This window comes from Streptomyces sp. NPDC051636 (assembly GCF_044453765.1).
In the GTDB taxonomy this organism is placed as follows: Bacteria; Actinomycetota; Actinomycetes; order Streptomycetales; family Streptomycetaceae; genus Streptomyces.
Genome location: NZ_JBITDA010000028.1, coordinates 1 through 21,789, shown reverse-complemented (window position 1 = coordinate 21,789; position 21,789 = coordinate 1). Strand labels below are relative to the sequence as shown.

The 21,789-nt window shown below is 69.1% G+C and carries 18 protein-coding genes; 10 read left to right on the top strand and 8 right to left on the bottom strand.

From position 1 onward, the window contains the following. Window positions 1-53: 53 nt before the first annotated feature. From drmC to drmA, 3 genes are read right to left on the bottom strand one after another with little or no spacing between them, the layout of a single operon-like run. Entirely contained in the window at window positions 54-824 is a 771-nt protein-coding gene (gene drmC / locus ACIBBH_RS34535; protein WP_399411564.1) for a DISARM system phospholipase D-like protein DrmC, read from the bottom strand. Then, window positions 821-2,716, bottom strand: a complete 1,896-nt coding sequence (drmB, locus tag ACIBBH_RS34530; RefSeq protein ID WP_399411562.1) for a DrmB family protein — start codon at window positions 2,714-2,716, stop codon at window positions 821-823. The genes drmC and drmB overlap by 4 nt, the downstream gene beginning before the upstream one ends. Then, window positions 2,713-6,537: a DISARM system helicase DrmA gene (gene drmA / locus ACIBBH_RS34525; RefSeq protein ID WP_399411560.1), complete on the bottom strand. Its 3,825-nt coding sequence runs from the start codon at window positions 6,535-6,537 to the stop codon at window positions 2,713-2,715. The genes drmB and drmA overlap by 4 nt, the downstream gene beginning before the upstream one ends. Window positions 6,538-6,722: 185 nt before the next feature. Between drmA and ACIBBH_RS34520 the strand changes: the two genes are divergently transcribed. From ACIBBH_RS34520 to ACIBBH_RS34495, 6 genes are all read left to right on the top strand, one after another. After that, the gene (locus ACIBBH_RS34520; protein ID WP_399411557.1) at window positions 6,723-8,894 is read left to right on the top strand and encodes a UvrD-helicase domain-containing protein; all 2,172 of its coding nucleotides are present in this window, start codon (window positions 6,723-6,725) and stop codon (window positions 8,892-8,894) included. 338 nt (window positions 8,895-9,232) lie between these two features. Then, window positions 9,233-9,400 carry a hypothetical protein gene (locus tag ACIBBH_RS34515; protein WP_399411555.1) on the top strand — a complete coding sequence of 56 codons (168 nt, stop codon included), beginning with the start codon at window positions 9,233-9,235 and terminating at the stop codon, window positions 9,398-9,400. A gap of 124 nt (window positions 9,401-9,524) precedes the next feature. Then, window positions 9,525-9,893: a hypothetical protein gene (locus tag ACIBBH_RS34510; protein WP_399411553.1), complete on the top strand. Its 369-nt coding sequence runs from the start codon at window positions 9,525-9,527 to the stop codon at window positions 9,891-9,893. A gap of 233 nt (window positions 9,894-10,126) precedes the next feature. Next, on the top strand, window positions 10,127-10,444 hold the full coding sequence (locus ACIBBH_RS34505) for a hypothetical protein (protein ID WP_399411551.1): 318 nt from the start codon (window positions 10,127-10,129) through the stop codon (window positions 10,442-10,444). A gap of 343 nt (window positions 10,445-10,787) precedes the next feature. Further along, window positions 10,788-12,791 (top strand): serine/threonine protein kinase, encoded by a 2,004-nt coding sequence (locus ACIBBH_RS34500; protein ID WP_399411549.1) that lies wholly within the window; start codon window positions 10,788-10,790, stop codon window positions 12,789-12,791. A 76-nt stretch (window positions 12,792-12,867) separates the two neighbouring features. Next, window positions 12,868-13,950, top strand: coding sequence for a MerR family transcriptional regulator (locus ACIBBH_RS34495; RefSeq protein ID WP_399411547.1), 1,083 nt, complete (start codon window positions 12,868-12,870; stop codon window positions 13,948-13,950). A gap of 159 nt (window positions 13,951-14,109) precedes the next feature. Here the strand turns inward: ACIBBH_RS34495 and ACIBBH_RS34490 are convergent, their stop codons facing one another. Beyond that, window positions 14,110-14,406, bottom strand: coding sequence for an ArsR/SmtB family transcription factor (locus ACIBBH_RS34490; RefSeq protein ID WP_399411545.1), 297 nt, complete (start codon window positions 14,404-14,406; stop codon window positions 14,110-14,112). An 83-nt stretch (window positions 14,407-14,489) separates the two neighbouring features. Between ACIBBH_RS34490 and ACIBBH_RS34485 the strand changes: the two genes are divergently transcribed. Continuing rightward, complete coding sequence (locus ACIBBH_RS34485; RefSeq protein WP_399411543.1) at window positions 14,490-14,867, top strand: hypothetical protein; 378 nt, start codon at window positions 14,490-14,492, stop codon at window positions 14,865-14,867. 130 nt (window positions 14,868-14,997) lie between these two features. Here the strand turns inward: ACIBBH_RS34485 and ACIBBH_RS34480 are convergent, their stop codons facing one another. Together ACIBBH_RS34480 and ACIBBH_RS34475 are read right to left on the bottom strand one after the other, a co-directional pair. Next, the gene (locus tag ACIBBH_RS34480; protein WP_399411541.1) at window positions 14,998-15,345 is read right to left on the bottom strand and encodes a deoxyxylulose-5-phosphate synthase; all 348 of its coding nucleotides are present in this window, start codon (window positions 15,343-15,345) and stop codon (window positions 14,998-15,000) included. Window positions 15,346-15,543: 198 nt separating this feature from the next. Beyond that, window positions 15,544-17,019 (bottom strand): hypothetical protein, encoded by a 1,476-nt coding sequence (locus tag ACIBBH_RS34475; protein WP_399411539.1) that lies wholly within the window; start codon window positions 17,017-17,019, stop codon window positions 15,544-15,546. Window positions 17,020-17,366: 347 nt separating this feature from the next. Between ACIBBH_RS34475 and ACIBBH_RS34470 the strand changes: the two genes are divergently transcribed. Next, on the top strand, window positions 17,367-17,735 hold the full coding sequence (locus ACIBBH_RS34470; RefSeq protein WP_399411537.1) for a hypothetical protein: 369 nt from the start codon (window positions 17,367-17,369) through the stop codon (window positions 17,733-17,735). A gap of 62 nt (window positions 17,736-17,797) precedes the next feature. On the opposite strand, the gene ACIBBH_RS34465 is transcribed toward ACIBBH_RS34470, so the two are convergent. Then, a complete protein-coding gene (locus ACIBBH_RS34465; protein WP_399411535.1) occupies window positions 17,798-18,259 on the bottom strand; it encodes an ATP-binding protein in 462 nt (153 codons plus the stop codon). A 193-nt stretch (window positions 18,260-18,452) separates the two neighbouring features. Here ACIBBH_RS34465 and ACIBBH_RS34460 point away from each other — a divergent pair, with 193 nt between their 5' ends. Both ACIBBH_RS34460 and ACIBBH_RS34455 read left to right on the top strand, forming a co-directional pair. Next, window positions 18,453-19,337, top strand: coding sequence for a helix-turn-helix transcriptional regulator (locus tag ACIBBH_RS34460; protein ID WP_399411533.1), 885 nt, complete (start codon window positions 18,453-18,455; stop codon window positions 19,335-19,337). Next, window positions 19,334-19,540, top strand: a complete 207-nt coding sequence (locus ACIBBH_RS34455) for a DUF397 domain-containing protein (protein ID WP_399411531.1) — start codon at window positions 19,334-19,336, stop codon at window positions 19,538-19,540. The genes ACIBBH_RS34460 and ACIBBH_RS34455 overlap by 4 nt, the downstream gene beginning before the upstream one ends. A gap of 86 nt (window positions 19,541-19,626) precedes the next feature. Here ACIBBH_RS34455 and ACIBBH_RS34450 read toward each other — a convergent pair. Next, the coding region (locus ACIBBH_RS34450; RefSeq protein ID WP_399411529.1) for an Eco57I restriction-modification methylase domain-containing protein at window positions 19,627-21,789 on the bottom strand (2,163 nt) is incomplete at its 5' end.

Here is a 21,789-nt window from a genome sequence, read left to right as displayed (position 1 = left end):
CCAGGCGCCGGAACGGAGGCTCCTGTCCCGGGCTCTCGCCCGCCGGGCGCCGCTCAGCCGCCCCGCCGATAAGGCCTGAGTATGCCCAGGCGTTGCAACTCCACCATGTGTTCCGCCGCGCGTCGCGGTGCTTCCCCGCCGGTCACCAGCACACCCGCCTCGATGTTGCGCCGGGCAGCGGACTCGGTCAGGTTGGCGCTGCCGAGGAAGAGAGTGCGGCGGTCGGCGACCGCCAGCTTGGCGTGCTGGCGTGAGTGGGCCTGTTCGGCCGGGTCCCGGGCCCAGACCCACAGCAGCAGTCCGGGCACGGACGCGAACGCGTCGGCCGGCTCCCTCCCCGAGAGAAGGCCGCCCGCGCCGGCCAGGGTCTCGACCACGACGTGTGTCCGCACGCCCCTGTCCGCAGCCTCTGTCAGGGCTCTTGTCAGGGCAGGATACGGACGAGCCGCGTACGTCATGGCCAGCAGTTCGTGCCGCGCCGCGTTGATGACCTCGACGAGCACCTGGGCGGTCGCGCGCACCGGTACGGCCGGTGTCGAGGGACCGCTCCACACCGTGCGGACCCGGACCGTGTCCCGGGCCTGCTGCCGGGCGGCGACATAGCCGCGCAGGTAAGCAGCGGCCTCGGAGGGAGACACCGACTCCGACTCCATGGCGTCGCAGAGCGCCGCGACGGCCTCGCTGACTCCCGGTGTCGCCAGTTCGGTCAGTATCCGTTCCCTGGTGCGCGCCTGGGCGAGCAGTCCGGCGAGGTCCTTGCTGCGGGAGAGGCCGAGGGCCGCGACGGCGGCCCCGGCAGCGGCCTCGAACGCGGGTCGGCTCACGGCAGCAGACCGACCGGCGTCAGCACCGGGTCCCGGTCCCCGGTCAGCGGGACGAGGAAACGACGGTCCAGGAACCGGTTGCCGCGTTCGCACGTGGTCTCCGACACGAACAGGCAGACGTGGCACGCGGCTCCGTGGAGGAAGTCGGCCGGATCGTGCGGCAGGCGCTCGGCGCAGAGCGGGTCGGCCGAGCAGTGGCGGGCGTCGCTCAGGGCCCGGCGCACGATCCGGTCGAACTCCCGCTCCTCGGCCAGGGACACCAGACCACCCAGCGTGCCCTCGGAGTCCGGGACAGCGGTGTAGATGAGGATGCCCGTCCGCGGATTCTGTTCGTCTCCCGCGTAGATCCGTTCGGCGAGCGAGGCGGAGTTGTAGCCGCACTCCAGGGCGATGGTGCGGATCAGCAGGTGGGAGAGGGTGTGCAGGGCGATGTACCGTGCTCCGGGCCAGCCGTAGTAGGGATCGAAGTCACTGGTCTTGCGATCCGACTTCCGGTTGGCGCGGAACCGTGCGTACGCCTCCCGGTGGGCCTCCATCTGCGGCGACTTCTCCATGCGAGCGGCCCACTCGGCCATCAGACCGTCCCGCACACGCAGGAAGACGCCCTCGCCCCGCACCTCACTGGCCGGTACCCAGTTCCGGACCCCGCGGGACAACTCCACGCGGGTGGCGATCTCCGGCGATTCCGGGTCGGGCGCGTCGAGCCGGGTGAACCCGATCAGCGCCCGTGCTTCGCGCAGCCGCTCGACCTGCCTGATGTCGGCGAAGAGCTCGCTCAAGCGGGTGGGTACCGGCATCTGCCGGAGTGCGAAGTCGTCGCTGGGGGTGGGAACGGGGCCGGAGAGTGCGTCCCATTCGGGCCCGAAGAGATCGGCCTGGACGTCGGGGGCCAAGGGGGCGGTTCCAGCGGTTCCCTGCTTGCGGTCCGCGATCGCCGCGACCACCGCGTCCGCGTCGAACTCCTTGAGGAAGGCGAACTTGGGCATGCGCGCCATGAATCCGAACTGGTTTCGGTCTTCGATGAGTTCGAGGTCGGGCCAGTGGTCGTCGAGAAGCCTGTCGACGTCTCCGCCCTGGGCCTTGGGCAGTGCCAGGGCGCTGAGGGTGAGCGGAAACCACTGGTTGGACGCCCCTGCCACCATGAGGACCGGCTCCTGGGTGCAGCCGTTCGTCTCGTAGGTGCCGAGGTGCGGGTGCCGTCCGCGGCACAGGGGCAGGTTGCGACGGCCCCGTTCGCCCATGGCTTCCCGGATGTTGCGCTTCTCGCCGCAGGCGACGCATTCGATGGTGACGTTGGCGGCCTGGTTGCCGCCGTGGTCCTTCATCCGCAGCTTCGGGCGCGGTGTCCTGCCGCAGGCCCGGCCGTGGTGGACGTACGCGGTGTACGGGAACTCGTCGAGGTGACCGGCGGTGCAGACGAGGGTGAAGCGGGCGGCCACGGCGAGCGGCTTGCCCGGCTTGCAGTCGTGGACGAACTTGGCCTCGTGCGGCGCCCGTGGGTTGGAGTTGACGAAGGCGAACTCACCCGAGTCGATGGCGGCCAGCACGTTGCACGCGGTGCAGCGCAGCCACTGCGGGAACGGTGTGACGGGTACTCCGACGCCCTGTGCCGCCCAGCCCTTGGGGTCCGTGTCGGCGCCCTCCAGCCAGGGGGCGGCGCGCAGTTGCTCGATCTGTCCGCGGCCGTAGCGCTGGAGGGACCGGTTGACGGCGGCGCGGAGCCGGGGCTCGTCGATGTCGTAGTCGGTGACGCCGGAGTGGCTCCAGGAGTCGATTCCCCGAATGAGGACCGAGAAGTTGGGCAGATCGACGAGGGAACCGACACCGGCGGTGAACATCAGGTGGCTGGGGCGGACGGCACCGACCCTGCGGTTGCTGCCATGGGTGCTCATCGCTGTGCCTTCCTGACTGTGTCGGCCGTGACGGGCCCGTACTCGTCGCTGTCCACCGTGGTCGCCGTGTCGGGGTCGGTGTCGGTTCCGGACGTGCCGAACGTCCAGTCGGGACCGTCGCCCGAGGGTTCTTCCAGGAAGGCACCGCCGCCCGGGAGGAGCAGGTTGATCTCGTTCTCCGTCTCGCGCATCGACATACCGACGGTCAGCTCGGTCCACCGGGATCCGTCCGCCCGCCGCAGCAGTCCGTTCACGACGGTCGTCTTGTGCTTTTCCTTGCGGTAGGCGAGGGCCGAGCTGCTTTCGTCACGTTTGCGGCGCCATTCGTCCTTGAGCCGGTCCAGCCGTTCGCTCAGGTACTGGCGGGGCCGGTCGCCTCCTACCCGTTCGGCGCGTTCCAGAAGCCGCCGTTCGACGTCCTGGGCGAGCGGTCCGTCGAGGTCGACGTGGTGGGCGTCGAGGTTGCGGGAGGTGTCGTAAGCCGCGTGGCGCAGCGCGGCGACGTAGGTGGCGGCGACACCCCGGTCGAGCGCGCGGCGGGTGTACGGGGTGACGGACAAGGCTTCCACCTGGCGGTAGAACGTCGCGTGATAGTGCTCGAAGTCCTCGTAGTGTGCGAGGTCGCGGGGGCGTGACCAGTTGTAGAGGGTCACCACCAGGCCCGGACGGGCGGCGTCGCGGCCGACCCGCGAGGACGCCTGGATGTACTCGGCGGTGTTCTTGGGCTGGCCGACCACCAGCATCAGGCCGAAGCGGGAGACGTCGACACCGACCTGCAGCATGGAGGTGGCGAGGACGACGTCGACGGCCTGCCGAGCGGTCGGTGTCATGGACGCGCGGGGCTCGCGCTTTTCGTTCCTGGCGGCGGCGTACTCGCGCAGGAAGGCCCGCCGGCGCACCGAGGTGTCACGCTCGGGGTCGAACTCGGTCTCCAGCCGCTTCAGGGCCGCGCCGATGTCCGACGAGGAGATGCGTGAGGTCAGCTCCTGGATGCTGAGCATCCCCGCTCTGCTCACGATGCGGTCCGACAACGTGTCCTGTCCCTTGCGGCTGCCGTTGGATCGCACACGGGTGGTGATGTCGTCGTCCATGTACCGCCGCATGCCGGCGAGTTCACGGGTGGCGTTGAAGTAGCCGACGAGGGTCATGTACGGATCCGCCGGCCTGCCGTAGTCGTCGAAGAGCTGCTGCCCCGCGAGCAGCAGGATCTCGGCGACGCGGATCTCGGCGGCCTTCAGGCGTGTGCCGTGCGCACATACGCCGAGGTAGCGGCGGCCGGGGTTCTCCCGGCTCAGCTCCACCTGCCGGGAGAAGAACGTGTCGCCGACGTCCAGCACCTGGGGCGGGAAGACGGCGACCTTGCGGCCGAAGACACCGAGCACCTGATCGGCGGCCCGCTTGGTGGTCGCGGTGGAGGCGACGATCTTGGGGCCGGCTTCGTGGCGCCGTCCCTGAACGTCGGTGAAGCTCCACGTGCACAACTGGTCGACAGCGGCTTCGAAGAGGCCCACGGTGGTGCCGAGCGCTCCCGAGATCAGATGCAGCTCGTCCTGGATGATCAGGTCCGGGGGGCGCAGGCGAGTGACGGGCTGGGCGGTGACGCCGGGCAGGTCGCCCTTGGCGTTGTGGCGGCCACCGCAGCCGGTCTTGGCGTCCAGGTCGTCGTGGCGGTAGCCGTGGCGCGGGCACAGCTCGGTGACCCTGCCGAACAGCAGGCCGGCGTAGCCGTTCCACGGGAGCTGGGCGAACTTGTCGACCGTGGCGATCAGCAGCGAGGGCGCCAGCCGGTAGATCTCCTCGTCGACGGTGAGCACGGGGACGCCTTCGCCGGGCGCTTCGCGACGGGAGAAGGGGCAGCGGTCCTCTCCCTCTCCGCGGGGGCAGTACAGCAGGATTCTGCGGCGCCCTTCGTCGTATTCCATGTTCGAGCGGGCGGTCAGCCCGCTGCCGCACCAGGGGCAGGTAAGAACCTGCAGGACGCGGGCGTGCTTGTCGCTGGCGTTCTCCTTGGCCTCGGCGATCTGTTCCTTCGCCTCGTCGAACCAGTTCGGCGAGACGGAGGTGCCCACCCAGAGCCCGATCCGGAACGGGGTGGGTCCCCAGCGCCGGTCCCGTGCGAACTCCTCCCGGCGCAGGACTTCGCAGGCACTCACCAGGGCGGCGGCGCGCTGGAACTGCTGCGCGGTCAGCAGCCGCAGGGTGTAGCGCATGAGCACGCCCACGCCCGCCTCGCCGCTGCGGGCCTCCGCTCCTGAGCCGATGGTGCCCTGGAGTCGCCGCAGTGCGAAGGTGTAGGCGGCGAGTCCGAGATAGGCCTCGGTCTTGCCGCCGCCGGTCGGGAAGAACAGCAGATCGACCAGGGCTTCACGGCCGGTACCACGGTGCGGGTGTCCGGGCTGGGTGAGGGAGTCGATGTTCAGCAGGACGAAGGCGAGCTGGAACGGACGCCAGCTGGCTGCCGCCTTCCCCCTGCCGTGCACCTCGTCGTGGGCCTCCCGGTAGGACCGGGAGTCGTTCTCACGGCCGGCGCGGGCGGCTGCGATGGCTGTGTTGCGGCGCTGCAGGGCCATGGCGCGGTTGGCGAACCGGAAGGCCAGGAGGGCCGTCTCGTCGGCCACGAGCCGGTCGATCCCGAGGGTTATGCGGTCGCAGACGTCCAGGGCCTGCTGGATCGCGGCCTCGGCCGATCGCCGCAGGTCGTCGGGGAGCGAGGCGGCACTGCGGCGCTGCTGTTCCAGCCACGTGCCGTAGCCGTCGGCCAGGGGGGCGAGAGCCGCGCTGAGTTCGGCCCGGCGGTCGGGCACGGCGAGTGCCGCCAGTTCGTCCATACCCAGCTCCAGCCCCTGGAGCAGGTCCTGCTCCTCCAGTGCCGGCGCGGTGGTCGCCCTGACGTCGTACTCGGGAAGCCAGACCGTGGTCAGGCGATGCGCGTTGCGCTCGCCGTCGCGGACGTGCGCGTGAACGGCGACATTGCGGCCCTTGGCGTGGCTGAGGCTGTCCCGGTAGAGGAGGCGCAGCCGCCGCTCCTCGGCATCCTCGGGCACGTTGTCGTGGCCCGCCGTGTCGAGAGGGTCGTCGACCGGCAGGAAGACGGCGGCCTGGTCGTCGGGAAAGGCGGTGACGTCGATCTCGGTCTGGAAAAGCCAGTGGGCGTCGCGTGCGTCCGCGCTGTCCGGCTGCCGGTTCACCAGGGCCAGCTCGACTATGCGCAGGTCCTCGGTGCCCGTGCGGCCGGTGTGCCGGCGTACCTGCACGTCGAGGACGACGGTTTCGCCGTCGAGTTGGACGGTGCGGTCGGCCCCGTCGGTCACGTCGATGTCCACCAGGTGCTCGACCGGCTCCCGCGACCAGACCCTGCGCGTCGTCCCCCGGCCGGTGGCCTCGTCCGACTGGGTGTAGCGGCCCCAGCGGACGGTGGCGCTGAGCGTGCCGACGGAGGCCGGGGCGGTGAAGGACAGCCCCATGGAGGAAGCCCAGATGTGCCCGGCGGCCTGCGGGCTCAACCGGTCCTGCAAGTCGCTGTCGTCACCTTCCTGCTCGTCGCCCGACTGACCGTCCGCGCCCTGGGCGGCGGCACGGGCGATCCGGTCCGCGGTGACGGCCTGGGGGCGCGGGCCGAGCATGCCCACCAGGTACCGGTCACGCGGACCGGAGGAGGCGCTCGGCAGGGTTTCCGTCTCACCGTCCCAGGGGCCCAGCAGATCCCGGCGGATGTAGTTCACGAGTGCGTCCCGCACCGCGTAGGAGTCCCCGGCGCGGAACGTCTGGGGGACTTCGTCGAGCGGGTGCGGAACAGCGGCCTGGGCAGGCTGGGCCGGCATGCGGTGGGTCCTTTCGGACAGGTCCGTTGGAGCACGGGCGTGCGCCGATCGTGTGGCAGCACGAGAAATATAGACCCGTTGACTCAGTTCACACAACGAATACGGGGGCTCGCTCGCTCGGCATCCCGTCGGTCTCTAGGCTGGGGCACGCCCACCGCCCGCCGGCCCGCGACCCGAGGACTCCCATGCCCCGTCTCGCCCTCTCCGACGACTTCGTCGCGGATCTCATCTCCCTGCAGAGACCCGTCCAGAAGGAAGTCAGCGATGCGATCCAGAGGTTCCGGAGTCTGACCGTGCCTCAGCTCCACGCCAGTAAGGGAATGCATCTGGAGAAGCTCGAGCGGGCGCGCGACCCCCGGATCCGGACGATCCGGGTGACCAGGTTCTACCGGGGGGTCCTCCTCGCCCCGGACGACGGCAGCGGGCTGTTCACTCTGCTCAGAGTGGCACCGCACGACGAGGCGATCACCTGGGCCTGCAAGCGCGCCTATTCGGTCAACGGCGCCACCGGCGGCCTGGAGGTGCGCAATGTCGAGGCACTCGAACAGATGGAGACGTACTTCGAGACGAAGGCGGTCGAGACCCCGGCCCGGCTCTTCGCGCAGCACTCCGACACCGTGCTGCGTGACCTCGGTATCGACGAGCAGGTTCTGCGGCTGGCGCGCGTGTGCGTCACGGCCGACGACCTGACGGTGATGGCGCCCCCCATGATGCCCGCCGACCAGTACGAGGTACTGGAGTACCTGGCGGCCGGCTACTCGCCCCAGGACGTCTGGGAACAGCTGATCGCCCCACGCGGGCAGACGGTGCGCACGGCGGAGGACCGGCAGGCCGTCACGCTCAGCGAGGCCATCCTCAACACGCCCAACCGTATCGTGGAAGTCACCGGCCCCGGTGAGCTGGAGCGGATCCTCACCGAGGACTTCACCCGCTGGCGTGTCTTCCTGCACCCTGCCCAGCGCCGCTACGCCTACCACCCGGGCTTCAACGGACCGGCTCAGGTGACGGGCGGCCCCGGCACCGGGAAGACGGTCGTCGCCCTGCACCGCGTACGGCATCTGCTGCGCACCGGGCGCGAGGGCGACCGGATCCTGCTCACCACGTTCACCAATGCCATGGCGGCCGCCCTGCGGGACAGTCTGGCCCTCCTGGTCGGCGACGCCGACGCCCGTCTGCTCGACCGAGTCGAGGTCACGACGGTGGACTCGCTGGCCGCCCGGGTCATCCGGGAAGCCCGGGGCAGCTCACCGAAACCGCTGTCGGCGGCAGCCGAGAAGAGCGCGTGGACCCGTGCCGCCGCGCGCGAGGACCTGCCCTGGTCCGAGCGCTTCTTGTCCCAGGAGTTCCGCAACGTCGTCCTGGCTCAGGGGCTGCGGACGCCCGAGGAGTACCTGAGATGTGTGCGCAGGGGGCGCGGCACGCAGGTGGGGCGAGTGCAACGGGCCCGGCTGTGGCGGGTCATGGAGCGGTTCACGGGGGACCTGGCCACGCGCGACTCGGCGACGTACACCATGGTGTGCGACCAGGCCGCCCGGATTCTGGCCGAGCGGGGGCCGCGCTTCCGGCACGTCGTGGTGGACGAGGCACAGGACCTGCACCCGGCCCAGTGGCGGGTGCTGCGGGCCTGCGTGGCCGAGCAGGCCGACGACCTGTTCCTCGTCGGCGATCCCCACCAGCGCATCTACGACTCCCGGGTCTCGCTGCGCTCCCTGGGCGTCAACGTGCGCGGACGAACGTCCCGGCTGCGCGTCAACTACCGCAGCACGGAGGAGATCCTGCGCTGGTCCGCTTCCCTCCTGGACGGCCAGCCGGTGGGCCGGCTCGGTGAGGACGACGACGAGGACGGCGGCCGGGACTCGCTGCGGGGTTACCGTTCCGAGTTGCACGGCCGCGTTCCGGTGGCTCGCGGTCACGGCAACCAGGACGACGAACTGCGCGCGCTGGTGGAGCAGATCCGGATCTGGATCGGCCAGGACGGGGTCAAGCCGTCCGAGGTGGCGGTGTGCGCCCGGTTCAACACGCTGGTCGACGCGGTCATCGCGCGCCTGCGCCGGGAGGGCGTCCCCGCGGTCGCGGTCAAGGACGACCCGGGGCCGGAGGTGTCGGGTGTGCGCGTGGCGACGATGCACGCGATGAAGGGGCTGGAGTTCCGCTGTGTGGCCGTCGTGGGCGTGACGTCGAGCGTGCTGCCGTTCGCTCCGCAGGTGACGCCGGCCGACGAGGACGCCGTGCAGCACCGTTCGGATCTGCTGGCCGAGCACTGTCTGCTCTTCGTGGCCTGTACACGGGCGCGCGACGCGCTGGCGGTCTCCTGGAGCGGTGAGCGCAGCCGCATGCTGGACCCGGTCACCGGCTGAGCCGGGTCGCGGATTCCAGTCGACTGACATCACCACTGACGAGTGATCAACCAGCGACGTCGACCGAGCTCGGCCGACACCATAGAGCTCGACGCCGCAGCAGAATGCCCTGTTCACACCCAACGGCCCACTGTCCCTGACGTCACCTCGCCCTCTCGTGACATCGTCTCCGGAGGAAGGCGAACCGGCGGTGCCGCATCACCGTCACGGCGGCGACGATCGGCTGGTACGTCACGAGCGAGGCCCGGCCCGACATCGGCCGGTCCGCCTGGGAGGCTGGGGTCGTCACCGGTGCCCGGCTGGAGCCCGGCGACCCGCGTCTGACGCTGGGCAACACGATGCTCAACCTGGCCCTGGGCAACGCGCACCGGCGCCGCGACGGCTCGCGCGAGCATCTGCTCCACTACTTCCCGCTGAGTGTCTTCGCGCACCACGGTGACGAGGTCTGCGAGGTGCTGGACTGGTTCGTCGGGGTGGCGGCGCTGGATCTGGCGCGGCGGGGCTGAGGACCAGCGGTCGACGAAGAGGAGGTGGTGACGCGACATGCGTTCCCTGCACGAACTTACGCTGGTCTGTTACGAAGAGCCGCTGACGGGCAAGGCAGGGACGACCTGTTCGGGTGTGGCGCCCGTGGCGACTGCCGTCGAACGGGAGTTGCGTCTCCCGGGGCATCCTGCGCTGACCGTGCACGACAACTACTGGGCGAACGGTGAGCGCGACCTGGTCCTGTACAAACCCGACGTCGTACCCGAGATGCCGGCCGCCCTGTCCAATCCGCACAACCGGCTGCGCACGGGGGTCGCCTTGGATCAGGCCTTCGACCGGTCGCATCCGGACCTGCCTGTGGTGGACCTGGACGACCCGCAGGACGAACAGCGGCTGCAACACGCCCTGTTCTTCCCCGCAGAGGATGAGGAGAGCCCTGTGCTCGCCTTCACTCATTTCCGGGTCGTACCCGTGCTGCGTCACATCGGTTGGCTGACTCCACAGAGCGGTTGATGTGCGCAGTCCGCACAAGACGGCGGGGTCGGGCCGGGGGAACTCGTGCCGGGGATCGCCGGGGGCACCGATCACCCGCCCTCCGGGAACAGGTGACGCGGATGTTCATCGGCGTGCGACCATGCGCTGAGTTCACAAGAAATCTTGGCGGAGATCGATGATCTGACTGTCCATGGGCTCGCAGGACGCATAGGCTCGCGTCGCACAGGTCGACGGCCGGGGAGGGGACCGCGATGCGGAGGGGCAGTGTCGAGTACGAGCAGGCGTTGGACGCCATGATCGGGATTCTGCGGACTCGGGCACGCCAAGGAGCGGAGACCGTGCAGTACGGCCGGCTCAGCGCCGAGCTGAAGCGCCTCGGCCATCGTGTTCCGCCCCACGAGGGTCCGGTGCCCCACCTGTTGGAGGACGCGTCCGTTCAGGAGAGCCCGGACGGATCGCTGCCTCTGCTGTCGGCTCTCGTGGTGCTGAAGGAGACCGGCCGGCCGTCGGCGGGCTTCTTCCGGCTGGCCCGGCGTGCCCCGTATCGCCGCCCCGGCGATGACACATAGCTGTGGGTCAACGAGCTGAAGGATCTGGCGAGGCAGTACGCCGGCCGGTAAGGCCTTCTGCCTCGGCACACCTGAGCCGGGCTCGACCCGTGCGGCTCCTGCCCCCGCGCACCGGCCTGTTCGTTCCTGGCGGGGCCGGCACGGTGGGGGTGAGCATCCCCGGGTCCGCCGGCATCCCGCCGGATGCGGACGGTTTGCCCCCGGCCGGCTCCCTTGCGGCGTGGAGCGGCCCCCGCTGTCCGTCTCGGCCGATGTGTGCCCGGACACCCGAAGGTCTCTGCCTCCATGACCACCTGCCACACCGCAGCCTGCCCAGCCCGCCCCTCTGTTCAAGGAAGTGTTCGTGAGCGCAATCGGCTCCGGCGGAAGAGTCCAGCCGGCCCGTCCCGGTGACCCCTCCCGCATTGGTCCCTACCGCATCGTCGGCCGTCTCGGCGCGGGCGGTATGGGCACCGTCCACGCCGGAGTCACCTCCGGCGGAATGCGCGTGGCGGTCAAGGTGATTCATCCCGAGCAGGCCCAGGAGCCGGAGTTCAGGGCCCGTTTCCGGCGCGAGGTGGAACTGTCCTCCCGCGTCACCGGACCGCATCTGGTCCCGCTGCTCGCCGCCGATCCGGACGCGCCGACCCCGTGGCTGGCCACCGCCTACGTTCCCGGACCGACGCTGAACCAGCACGTGCTCGCGCACGGGCCGCTCGCCGAAGGAAGCCTGTACGCCTTCGCGGCCGCCACGGCACAGGCGCTGGCCGCCATTCACGCCGTGGGCGTGGTGCACCGTGATGTGAAACCGCAGAACGTCCTGCTCACGCCCGCCGGCCCCCGCGTGCTGGACTTCGGCATCGCGCACGCCGCCGACGGCACCAGCGTCACCCGGACCGGGGTCATGACCGGCACCCCCGGCTGGATCAGCCCCGAGCAGTACCGTCAGGGCAGCGCGGGTCCGGCGGGTGACATGTTCGCGTGGGGAGCGCTCGTGGCCTACGCGGCCACCGGCCGGCTGCCCTTCGGGGCCGGCGCGCCCGATGTGGTGGCCTTCCGCGTGATGTCGGGCGAGGCCGACCTGAACGGCGTCCCCGCACCACTGCGGCGCACCGTGGAGAAGGCGCTGGCCCAGGAACCGGGTGACCGGCCGTCAGCCGCCGAGGCCGCCCAGGAGTGCGCGGCGCTGCTGGCCTCCCAGGTCACTCGGGCAGCGGGGGCCGGCGCGGTGCCGGCGACCGCCGTGGACCTGATCACGGCCGTCTGGGAGGTGCCGGCCGCGGAGGACGCCGCCTGGCTGCTGCCCTCGAACCGGAGTCGTTCCAGGAAGCGACTGGCCGGTGCCGCCGTCCTCGCGGCAGGCGTCATCGGTGGCCTGGCCGGAGGAGTGGCGGCACTGATTCCCGGCGACACCGGGGGCAGCACTCATGCGTCCGCCTCGGCGTCACTGCCCGCCCCGGCCGGATCCGGGCAGTCTTCCGCGAGCACCGCGAAGGGGGACGAGGCGGCGAAACGGCAGGCCGCGAGCGGCGGCTCGGCGAGTGCGGCGAACTGGAACGAGGCGCGAGCGGCACAGGGCGCGGGCGAGCACGACGTGGCGCGCGCGGTCCTGCACGACGAGGGCGTGGAGGCCCAGGACCTCAGCGGCGGCGCCGACTTCACCCCGGAGACCGTGCGGTTCCACGAGTCGCGCCGGGAGGTCTACCTCTCGTACCGGCTGACCTCCGACGAACAGGGGACGATGTACGCGGAGACGGAGATCGCCAAGTCGATGTGCCTGACGCTGCGGGATCTCGTTCTCCGCCTGCACCCGGACCTGCCGTACCGCACATACGTCATGGTGAAGGAGGAGCAGGGCCAGGATCCCCAGGTGACGTGGCAGGACGATTTCGTCACCAACACCGACTGCCGGTCGGCCGCCGACGACGGCACCGGGCAGGACACCGATGGTTCGCAGGACTGGCAGCCGGACGAGGACGGCCTGGGACAGGCGATGATCCCCAGTACCGACAGCGCGGAGATCCGGGTCGCGGACGGCGCCGCCAGAAAGATCATCGCGGGGACCAACGGGATGCGTCAGACGCTCGGCACCGATCGTGTGCTCGGCAACGCGCAGATCAAGGTGGGCTTCGACCCCGGCAACTCGGTGATGTACGTCTGGTCGGACTACGGGCGGTGGAACGAGAACCAGGTCGAGTCCTGGGCGGGTCTGGCCGCCGGCGAGGCGTGCCGCGCTCTCGTGAGCGAACGGGAGAGCGCGGGAAGCGCCTGGCCGTACTCTCGCTACGCCGTGGCGGAGATCGGTGGTTCCGGCTACCTGATGATCCGTTGGGGTACGGCCACCACGCCGGCCGACTGCCCGGCCTGAGTGACGGATCCCGACCATGGCCGAGGTTGACCCTCGACCTTGTCGAGGGCTCAGAGTTCCGGGTGTGGAGAACGAGATGCGCAGCATCGGGGAGATGGCCCGGGACGGCGGACTGAGCGTGAGCGCGCTGCGGTTCTACGACCGTGCCGGTGTGCTGGTCCCCGCCTGGGTGGACCCCGTCAGCGGCTATCGCTGGTACGAGCCCCAGCAGTTGGAAGAGGCCCGGCTGCTGGCCCGGCTGCGCCGGGCCGGCATGCCTCTGGCGGACATCCGGCTGGTCCTGGCCGCCTGGGCCGGCGCGGACACGGACCTGGTGCGCGGTCTCCTTCAGGCGCACCTGCGCCGTCTCGAACTGGGGCTGTCCGATGCCCGCAGCGAGTTCTCCACGCTCCGAGCGCTACTCGACCACAGGGAGAACCCCATGACCTCGCTCCGCACCGCCACCGCCCAGCTGTCCGTCCCCGGGCCGGAGCTGGCCGCCGCGCTGGACGGAGCCCGTTTCGCCGCTGGTACCGACACTGAGCTGCCGATGCTCGGCGGGATCCTGTTCGACATCGAGGGCGAAAGCCTCCACCTCGTAGCCACCGACCGCTACCGGATGGCTGTCGCGCAAGCGCACACGACCGGGCATGGCGGGCCCAGGACGCAGGTGGTGGTGCCCCTTCCGCTCGTCGACGCGATGCGGGCGTTGCTGACCGGCAAGGACCCCGTCCAGCTCGCGGTGGACGGTGACCGCGTCACGTTGGAGACCGGCGACCGGCAGGCATCCGGCCAGAGCCTCGGCCACGAGTTCCCCGACTACCGTCGCCTCGTCCACCTCCCGGCCGGTCGCCGGGTCCGAGTCGATACGGCGGCCTTCCGTCAGGCCCTGGAGACCGGCCCGGTCCGCACGGGCGGGACGCGCGAGCAGGACGGCGAGCCTCACGATCTCAGTGTGCTCAGGGTGGCGGAGAACGGGTCCGTGATCGTGTGCGACGACGGTGACGACGACCAGAACAACGTGGCCGTCAACCGCGAGTTCCTGCTGCACGCGCTCGCCGCCGGGGCCAGGGACGAGCTGATCCTGGAGCTGGGCGCGCCCACGGCGCCGCTCGCGATCCGCCGGCCCGACGACGAGAGCGCCTTCTCGCTCCTGATGCCGGTCCGCTTGGAGGACTAGCTTCCGTTCGGCGTTACAGGTTCCGTCCGGCGGACGACTCCTCAGTGGCTCCAGGAAGCTGTTTCCGTCTTCGGTGCCGAATGCAGGCGGAACCTGTTGGGCCCGGGTGGCCGCGAGAGGCGGGCGGTCCCATCCTGACCGAGCCGACAACTGTGGCACTCATCGTCTGACTGCGGCCAGCACCGCGGCCAGGAGCCCCGGGAAGCAGGCATCGAGATCGGCGCGACGCAGGGTCATCAGACGGGCCTTTCCGATCTGCCGGGTCTGGGTGATTCCGGCTTCGCGCAAGATCCGCCAATGATTGGAAAGCGTCGATCTGGGGGCGTCCACGCCGTCCGGGCTGCAAGCGCTCTCGCCGTCTTCGGCCATCCGGTGGACCAGTGCCAACCGAATCGGATCCCCCAAGGCATGGAGCACCACAGCCAAGTCCAAGTCCACATGGTCGAGTTGACCCACCGGCCCTCCTCGTCTTCTCCCGCATGACACCCGTAGTATGCAGATCACTTCGATGTTCCGGGAATATCGAAATGATCTAGGAGATGACCGTGACGGTGCTCGCCACCCTTGCCCGCGTCTACGTCGACGACCTGGACGTGGCATTGCCGACCTTCGTAGAGCTCACCGGAGAGCAGCCACGACTGCGGTTCACCTATCGCAACCTCAACCTCGCGAGCATCGGTGGCTATCTGCTTCTCGCAGGCTCGGAGGAAGCCCTCGCCCCATACCGCGGCACCCACGCCACCGCGATCGTCGAGTCCATCGACCAGATCCTGCGCGTCACCGAGCAACACGGCGGGCAGATACTCGACGGTCCCAACGAGGTACCCACCGGTCGCAACCTGACCGTGCAGCACCCCGGTGGCGCGACCATCGAGTACGTGCAGTTCCACGCAGCCGCACGATCAACCCTCGCATGAGCCGGCCCGGTCGACCCGAAGCAGGCACACGTGGTCGTGCTGAAAACGGGCTCTGGCTCAACTTCCGTGATCGCGCGGCAAGGCACTGAACGAGGAAAGGCCGGCTTGGCCCGCTCTTCGGCCGGCTGCCTCAACCGCGCGGCGGGGAAGACGGCACCTCGTAGCGTACGAGTGACCTCGCGAAGGGTTCGCCGCTGCGCCGGGCGTACGTCATCCGCTCGCGGACCTCGCTCAGGGTGCGGGGACGGTAACCGGGCCCGCCGCAGCAGCTCTTGTGGAAGCCGACGCCGGCGTGCAGCAGCACGGACAGCGTCCGCCAGGCCGCGGTGTCCCGGCGGCGGGGTGCGGCGAAGGCGGAGCCCACGTGGATCATCGGCTGCGCGCAGCGAGGGCAGATCCGCTCCCTGTCCCTGTCGTAGGGCTGTTTGTACGAGGCCCGGCAGGGCAGGCAGACGTACGAGGTCTTCGCGTGGGCCATGTCAGCAGGGTAGACGCCGCCCGGGCGGAACTCGACGGACTTGGGGCAACTCCGTATGAGGTGAACACGCTTGGCTGGTTGGCTGGTTACTCGAAGTGGCGCCGAACTCCGCTTGCGGCGGACGCGGAGGGCGGCATCACGTCTGCGGTCGGACCGCACCCAGGGTCCCGAGGGCGGCACTCGCGGCGGGAACACCGCTCACTTCGGCCTCTTCTTCGGTTGAGCGCCGCCGACTCCGGGCAGGGGGCGTGCACCCTGCAACGGGTTCTTCACCTTCTTCCCCTGCTGCGTCTTCTTCGCTCGCGTCGTTTGCTTCGCGGTCGCGGTCTTCTTCGCGTCGGCCGTCCTGGCGCGCCGGCTCTGCCTCGGCTTCCGCGCCGGTGTGTCCGGTCGGCTCTCCAGCCAACGGCGGGTGGTCGCCATCTCGGCGACCAGCTCCGTGCGTTGCGGTTCCGGCAGCCTCGTCAGCGCCTCTTCCGCCCGCGCCATGAGAGCCGCGGCATACCTGGGCCTGGGGCCGCGTCTCTGCCGTGCGCTGCGCAGAGCGTGCCGAATCTCCGTGTCACGGAGTAGGGGAACACCGGCGAGACCCTTCGGCTCCGGCTTCGGCCGCGCCGCGGACTGTCGAACCAGGCCGCCCTTGACATGGACGATGGTCTGGCGCTGAGCCGGCTCCGCACTCTGCTGTGCGGCAAGCTGTCCGTCCACCGTGAGCGGCAGCCTCGGCGGAGCCGTACGGGACGGCACCCCGTACACGGCGAACGCCCGGTCGGCCTCACGCCGGCACCATCGTCTGAGTACCGCCGCCGTCGCGGGACCCCCTTGACCGACAGCGGCGACCACATCCCCCGCGTAGGGCGGCGGGTCCCCCTCCCCGGTCCTGATCAGCGCCGACAGCAGCGGGTCCCCCTCACCGCCGCCGATCCGCTCCACGGCGACCAGCAGACCGACACGGTCCGGGACGGACAGCCCGAGCAGGTCGCTGCCGGCGGTTCGGGCCAGCGCCTCCCAGGTGGGCCGGGTCCGGAACCTCGCGGCGCTCACCAGTGCCTCCTTCAGCGCGAGCACCTGCTCCGCACGGGACCGCCGCACCAGCGCTGCCCCGCGCCTGGCTCCCGCCTCGGCGGCTGGGCCGGTACCCGAACGTCGTCGCGGCTCCGCTCCCGGGACCCGCAGCCCCGCAGGGGTCATCGCGCAGGCGTCGAGGGGCGCCCAGTCGGTGCTGCGCCGGGGGTCCTCCGCCCTGAGACGGATGCGCCGTACCGCGCCATGCGTCTCGAAGCGGAAGCGGAGCAGGTATCCGTACTCGTCGTACAACTCCTCCATGGTCTCCGGCTGGGCTGTACCCGGACCGAAGACCCAGTCGAGGGTTGCCGATTCACTGGAGAGCCTCTGGCGGGCCAGGTGCCACTCGGGGTGCGCGAGCCTGCTGAACTGGAAGCGCACATGCTGCCTGGCCGCGCCCACCCGGAAGTCGACGGCGTCTCCGGGTCCGGATCCGAGGTCGCGTGAAGTGGCCCGCCCCTTCAGCCTGTTGCGTCCGGCCCACGCGGCGAGGTCGTCCTTGATGAAGAGGTGGTCCGCGCCGGCCGCGCCGGTGGCCGTACGGTGGCAGGAGGTGTGGGGTCGGTGAGCGAAGTGGCAGACCTTGTCGCGGTACAGACGGTCCGACAACTCATTGCCGCAACCACCGAGCTGGGTGCCGCACCAGTAGGTGTACGCGGGGTGGCGTCGGCGCCAACGGGTCAGTTCGTCCGCGTCCGTCGGCAGGATGATCGCGCGTCCGGAGTTCGGCTCCGGATCACCGCGGTCTGCACGAGTCTGCCGTCTGAGCCAATCATGAATTCCCCCCGAGCCACGCGCGCCTACCAGGAGGGTGGGCAACGGTTGATCGCCGCCAGTATGTGATGCATGCACTCAGTTCCCAAGAGGTGAGCGTCCACTTCGGGCATTCGAGCTGCGGTCGGGTGGCCGGTGAGCATAGGTTCAGCGATCGTCGGATTCCGAGGCCGGGAGGGCACATGCAGAAGGGCACGCTTGAGTACGAGCAGGCTTTGGACGCCGTGATCGAGATACTGCGTTCACGCGCACGCCAGGGCGCGGCGCCCATTCCGTACGGTGATCTGAGCAGCGAACTGGCACGGCTCGGTCATCACGTCCCCGCCCACGAGGGCCCCATGCCCTACCTGCTGGAGGACGCCTCGGTCCGGGAAAGCCCGGACGGATCGCTGCCCCTGCTGTCGGCACTCGTGGTGCTGAAGGACAGCGGCTGGCCGTCCGGCGGGTTCTTCAAGTTGGCCCGGCGCGCACCGTACAAGCGGCCGGGCGACGACATGCTGCTGTGGACCCGGGAGATCGAGAAGCTGGCGGAGCACTACGCCGGTCACTGACGATCTGCTTCGTCGGTGGTGCGGCGGCTTTCGCTGGGCCTGTCCCGGACGAGGGGTGGGCGTCATGAGGTTGTAGTGCGGAGCTGCACCTCCACCCAGACCGTCTTCGTGTACGCGTCGCGGACCGTGTATCCCCACCGGTCCGCGTACGCCTGGACGAGGAGCAGTCCGCGGCCCGAGGTCTCGTCGGCGGGCTGCGGGGGCACGGGCGGCGGGAGGCGTTCGGGGCGGGTGTCGGTCACCTCGACGCGAAAGCGGTCGGGCAGGAGCAGCAGCGTCAGCCGGAAGTCCCGGCCGGGGAGGCTGCCGTGGCGGACCGCGTTCGACGCCAGCTCGGCGGTGACGAGGGCGATGGTACGGGCGGGGTCGGAGTCGTACGGGAGGCCGGTCCACTCGGTGAACTGCTGGACGGCGAGCTGGCGGGCGAGGCGGGCGCCGCGTCTGCTGCTGCTGAAGCGCAGGGTCAGTTGGAGGGCGGGCGTGGGGGGCCGCTTCGCTTCGCCGATGATCTGATGGTGGGTCACGGTGTCAGCGTGGTGGGGGGAGTGGCGCGCTGACCAGGTACGACGGCCGTACGTCGTCCTGGTCGTACGGAGGGGGCAACCGGCCGTGGGTTTGGTTGTACGGGTCCTGTACGGGCGTTGTACGGGTCCCGAAGCGTGTCCCGGTTCCCGCGAGCCGCGTTGAACATGGCCCGGCGGCGGGGTGCGGAGCGGGATGGAAGGGCGTGACGGTGTGAGGACGGTAAGGGACGTACGGGACACGCGGACGGTGCGGGGCGCGAAGACAAAGGAAGAGGGACCCGATCTGCCGGGGGTGTGGTCGGCGTACGGGGTGCTGTTGCAGTACCTGCGGAAGCGGGCCGGGCTGAACCAGCAGCAACTCGGGGAGGCCATCGGCTACTCGCTGGAACAGGTCGCCTCGGTCGAGCAGGGGCGACGGCCGGCGAAGGCGGCGTTCACCGTGGCGGCGGAGCGGGTGCTGGAGGCGGGTGGGGTTCTGGAGGTGCTCCAGGGGGAGGTGGACCGGGCGAAGTTGCCTCGGTTCTTCCGGAACTTCGCGCTCTTCGAGGCGGAGGCGGTCAGCCGGTTCGAGTATGAGCCACTACTGGTGTCGGGGCTGTTGCAGACGGAGGCGTACGCACGGGCTCTGTTCGCCGGGCATTGTCCGCCGCTCAGCGAGGAGATCACCGACCAGCACACGGAAGCGCGACTGAGTCGGCAGAAGCTACTGACGCGAGTGCCGCTCGCAGAGCTGTCGTTCATCATCGGCGAGGAGGCACTGCGCAATCCGGTTGGGGACAGGGACGTCATGCGCGAACAATGGCAACACCTATTGAACGTCGGGGCGTTGCGGAACGTGGAGCTCCAGGTCATGCCAGCCGCATGCGGGTTCCACTCCGGTCTGAACGGCCCGTTTGTGGTGCTGGAGACCAAGGAGCACAAGCACCTTGGTTACATCGAGTCTCAGGATGTCGGGTACGTCGTGCATGATCCCGCAGAGGTCAGTGCCTTCGGGTTGCGGTATGGCAAGCTGCGATCGCAGGCTCTGAACGGCGTCGAGTCTGCGCGGCTCATCGAACGGCTGGTGGGAGAGACATGAGCGTGGAGCAGGTATCCGGGAACGTGAACGGGCTGCGCTGGTTCAAGAGCAGCTACAGCGGCTCGGGAGGTGGCAACTGCGTGGAGGTGGCTGCCGGCCTGGACGCCGTGTACGTACGGGACTCGAAGGTCGCGGGTGGCAGACCGGTGCTGCGGGTCGGCCGTGGCGAGTGGGCGGCGTTCGTGGCCCACGCGGTGGAGTAGGGCTGAGCACGGTTTCTGAATGGAACAACGGGCTTGCTCACCTCACTTGGGGGTAACGTGAGCGAGCCCGCTGTCATGGTGTCGGCTCAGAAAAGGGCGCCCTCAGCGCCCTCCCCGAAATCCAACCCACCTCGCGCGGCAAGCTGCTCCTTGCGCTTGCGGATGGCCTCGGGGGACGGCGGGGGCAGGTCGGGATGCTTCTCCCTCGCCTTCTTCTCCGTCACGCCCTTATGCAAGCCGAGGTGAACCTCGTCGGCGTACGCCTGGTGGTTCAGCTGACGCAGGCGGTCGATGATCTCGGTCCGGGCGAGAAGGCCGATTGTGTAGCGGGTGCCCTGGTCGGTCTCATGGAAGCCGTGGTCGAGAGGGAACGTCTCGTGGGCCGGGTCTGCGGGCGGGGTCTTCCCGGAGTCGTCCAGGAGGTCGTGCCAGCCGTATGCCTCAACCGTGGCCCGGTCGATCTCCTCGTGGATACAGCGGAGCTTGGCGATTTCTGGGTCTCGACACTCTGGGTCGTGAAGCAGGTTGTAGGTGTCGGTGAGTCCGATCTGCCGAGAAAGCATCAGATGCTGCCGGTGCACATGAAGTCGCTTTCCAGCCTCACGGAGTTGATTTGACAGATGAGGACGAACCAAAGTCTCGAATACATCGGTAGTCGTGTAGCGCAGATCGCCTTTGATGGTTGAACCGCGATCCAAAGCCCACCAGTAATGCGGAGCACTACTCAGTAGAGCCAGAAGTGCGTGGTCTTCAGATGCAAACAAAGCGAGTGCGTGCGAATAGACCTGCCCCGTTGAAACCAACGCGGGCATAACCGTCGGTGTGTGGATAGTAATCACGATGCAACGACGCAAGTCAGAGACAGCTCCAACCATCGCTGGACGCTTCTCGGCGTATTGCCACCAATAATCGCGATACACCTTACGATTATTTTTGTCCCGCTCAGGCTTCACATCGCGAAGAACTTTAGCATACGCGAGTGGGTACTCCTTGGCCCGATCTTGCGGCCAGTCATGGAAATTAATGACCCATCGATCAGACACGTGATCGGGCCGATTATTGACATCCTTCCCATTCACGAAGGGGAAGAGGATTTCGTTGTACCGACTGTCTTCTTCGATCCATCGTCTGGCTTCGCGGTACGGCAAGGTGAACCCGATGCCGTCGATTTTGCTGCCAGTGAAAGAAACGCCAGCATTGCACGCAAGCGGCTCTACAAGGAATGGCTGACGAGTTACCGGAGTGAGCGAGGCTGAAATACCCTTAGACACAGGGACGCCGCCGAGCACAGAAATCGCGCCAGGCCCCATGCAGCCAGTCGTCCAAACCGCGCAGTATTCCAGCACTGCTGAACTCGCTGGCCAAGGGGCAGTTTTCACAGCTCGCCGGATCTGCACACCAGCGATCACCAACTGGTCCAGACCGACCTCCCGCGTGTCTCCTTGCGCTAGCGTGTTGGTTGCAATTAGACCTGCTTGCCCTTTATCGTTGAGTAGTTGATGAACCCTCAGGGCAAAGTACGCTACGAGGTCAGCATTACCTCGCTTTCCGCCAGCTACCCACTCAATGAGTTCTTCCCGGTACGCTTCACCGAATGCGCCGGTGACCTTACTGCCACCCAGAAACGGAGGGTTCCCTACAATTGCATCGAATCCATCCCCAAGGGAGAACACCTCGGGAAATACCAGGGGCCAGTGCACAGGCTTCCGAACGAACCCCCCCTCCGGCAGCTCAACCCCCAGCCACTCCTCCGCCGTTTCTCGAGCCTCCCGCACCACCTCGGAGTCATCCTCGACCCCGTCCTCCATGATCCGCTGCACGATCCACGCAGCCCGAGGGAACAGGTCCCGGACCCGCTCTCCGCCCTCCTCCTCGTACCAAGGCACCCGCCCCGAAGCACACGTGGCCAGCGCCGCCCCCGCGATCAGGTCGCCCACCAACCGCAGCCTCCGCGAATGCCGGTTGACCTCCTCCAGCCGCTCGCGCTTCTGCTGCAGCGCCGGCAGGTCAACCCCCTTGATGGCCGTGATGGCCAGCCGCTCCCGAGTCAGCTGATCCACCAACTGCCGGGCCTGCTCAGCCAAGATGTCGGTCTGCTGCCCCGGCTTCATGTGCACGGACTGGATCTGCTCCATGCTGTGCACGCCGAGCAGTGAGTCCCCCGCCACCAGCCGGTCGTCGAGGAACGTGAACGGCCGCTCCGGGTCCATGGAGACCAGCCAGAGCGACAGCTTGGCCATCTCCACGGC

Excerpts from the sequence above, each read along its gene's own strand:
- ACIBBH_RS34520 (WP_399411557.1), top strand. The coding sequence starts at position 6,723 with ATGCCCCGTCTCGCCCTCTCCGACGACTTCGTCGCGGATCTCATCTCC.
- ACIBBH_RS34460 (WP_399411533.1), top strand. The coding sequence starts at position 18,453 with ATGGAAGGGCGTGACGGTGTGAGGACGGTAAGGGACGTACGGGACACG.
- drmB (WP_399411562.1), bottom strand. The coding sequence starts at position 2,716 with ATGAGCACCCATGGCAGCAACCGCAGGGTCGGTGCCGTCCGCCCCAGC.
- ACIBBH_RS34470 (WP_399411537.1), top strand. The coding sequence starts at position 17,367 with ATGCAGAAGGGCACGCTTGAGTACGAGCAGGCTTTGGACGCCGTGATC.
- ACIBBH_RS34505 (WP_399411551.1), top strand. The coding sequence starts at position 10,127 with ATGCGGAGGGGCAGTGTCGAGTACGAGCAGGCGTTGGACGCCATGATC.
- ACIBBH_RS34485 (WP_399411543.1), top strand. The coding sequence starts at position 14,490 with ATGACCGTGACGGTGCTCGCCACCCTTGCCCGCGTCTACGTCGACGAC.
- drmA (WP_399411560.1), bottom strand. The coding sequence starts at position 6,537 with ATGCCGGCCCAGCCTGCCCAGGCCGCTGTTCCGCACCCGCTCGACGAA.
- ACIBBH_RS34455 (WP_399411531.1), top strand. The coding sequence starts at position 19,334 with ATGAGCGTGGAGCAGGTATCCGGGAACGTGAACGGGCTGCGCTGGTTC.
- ACIBBH_RS34495 (WP_399411547.1), top strand. The coding sequence starts at position 12,868 with ATGCGCAGCATCGGGGAGATGGCCCGGGACGGCGGACTGAGCGTGAGC.
- ACIBBH_RS34480 (WP_399411541.1), bottom strand. The coding sequence starts at position 15,345 with ATGGCCCACGCGAAGACCTCGTACGTCTGCCTGCCCTGCCGGGCCTCG.
- ACIBBH_RS34515 (WP_399411555.1), top strand. The coding sequence starts at position 9,233 with ATGCTCAACCTGGCCCTGGGCAACGCGCACCGGCGCCGCGACGGCTCG.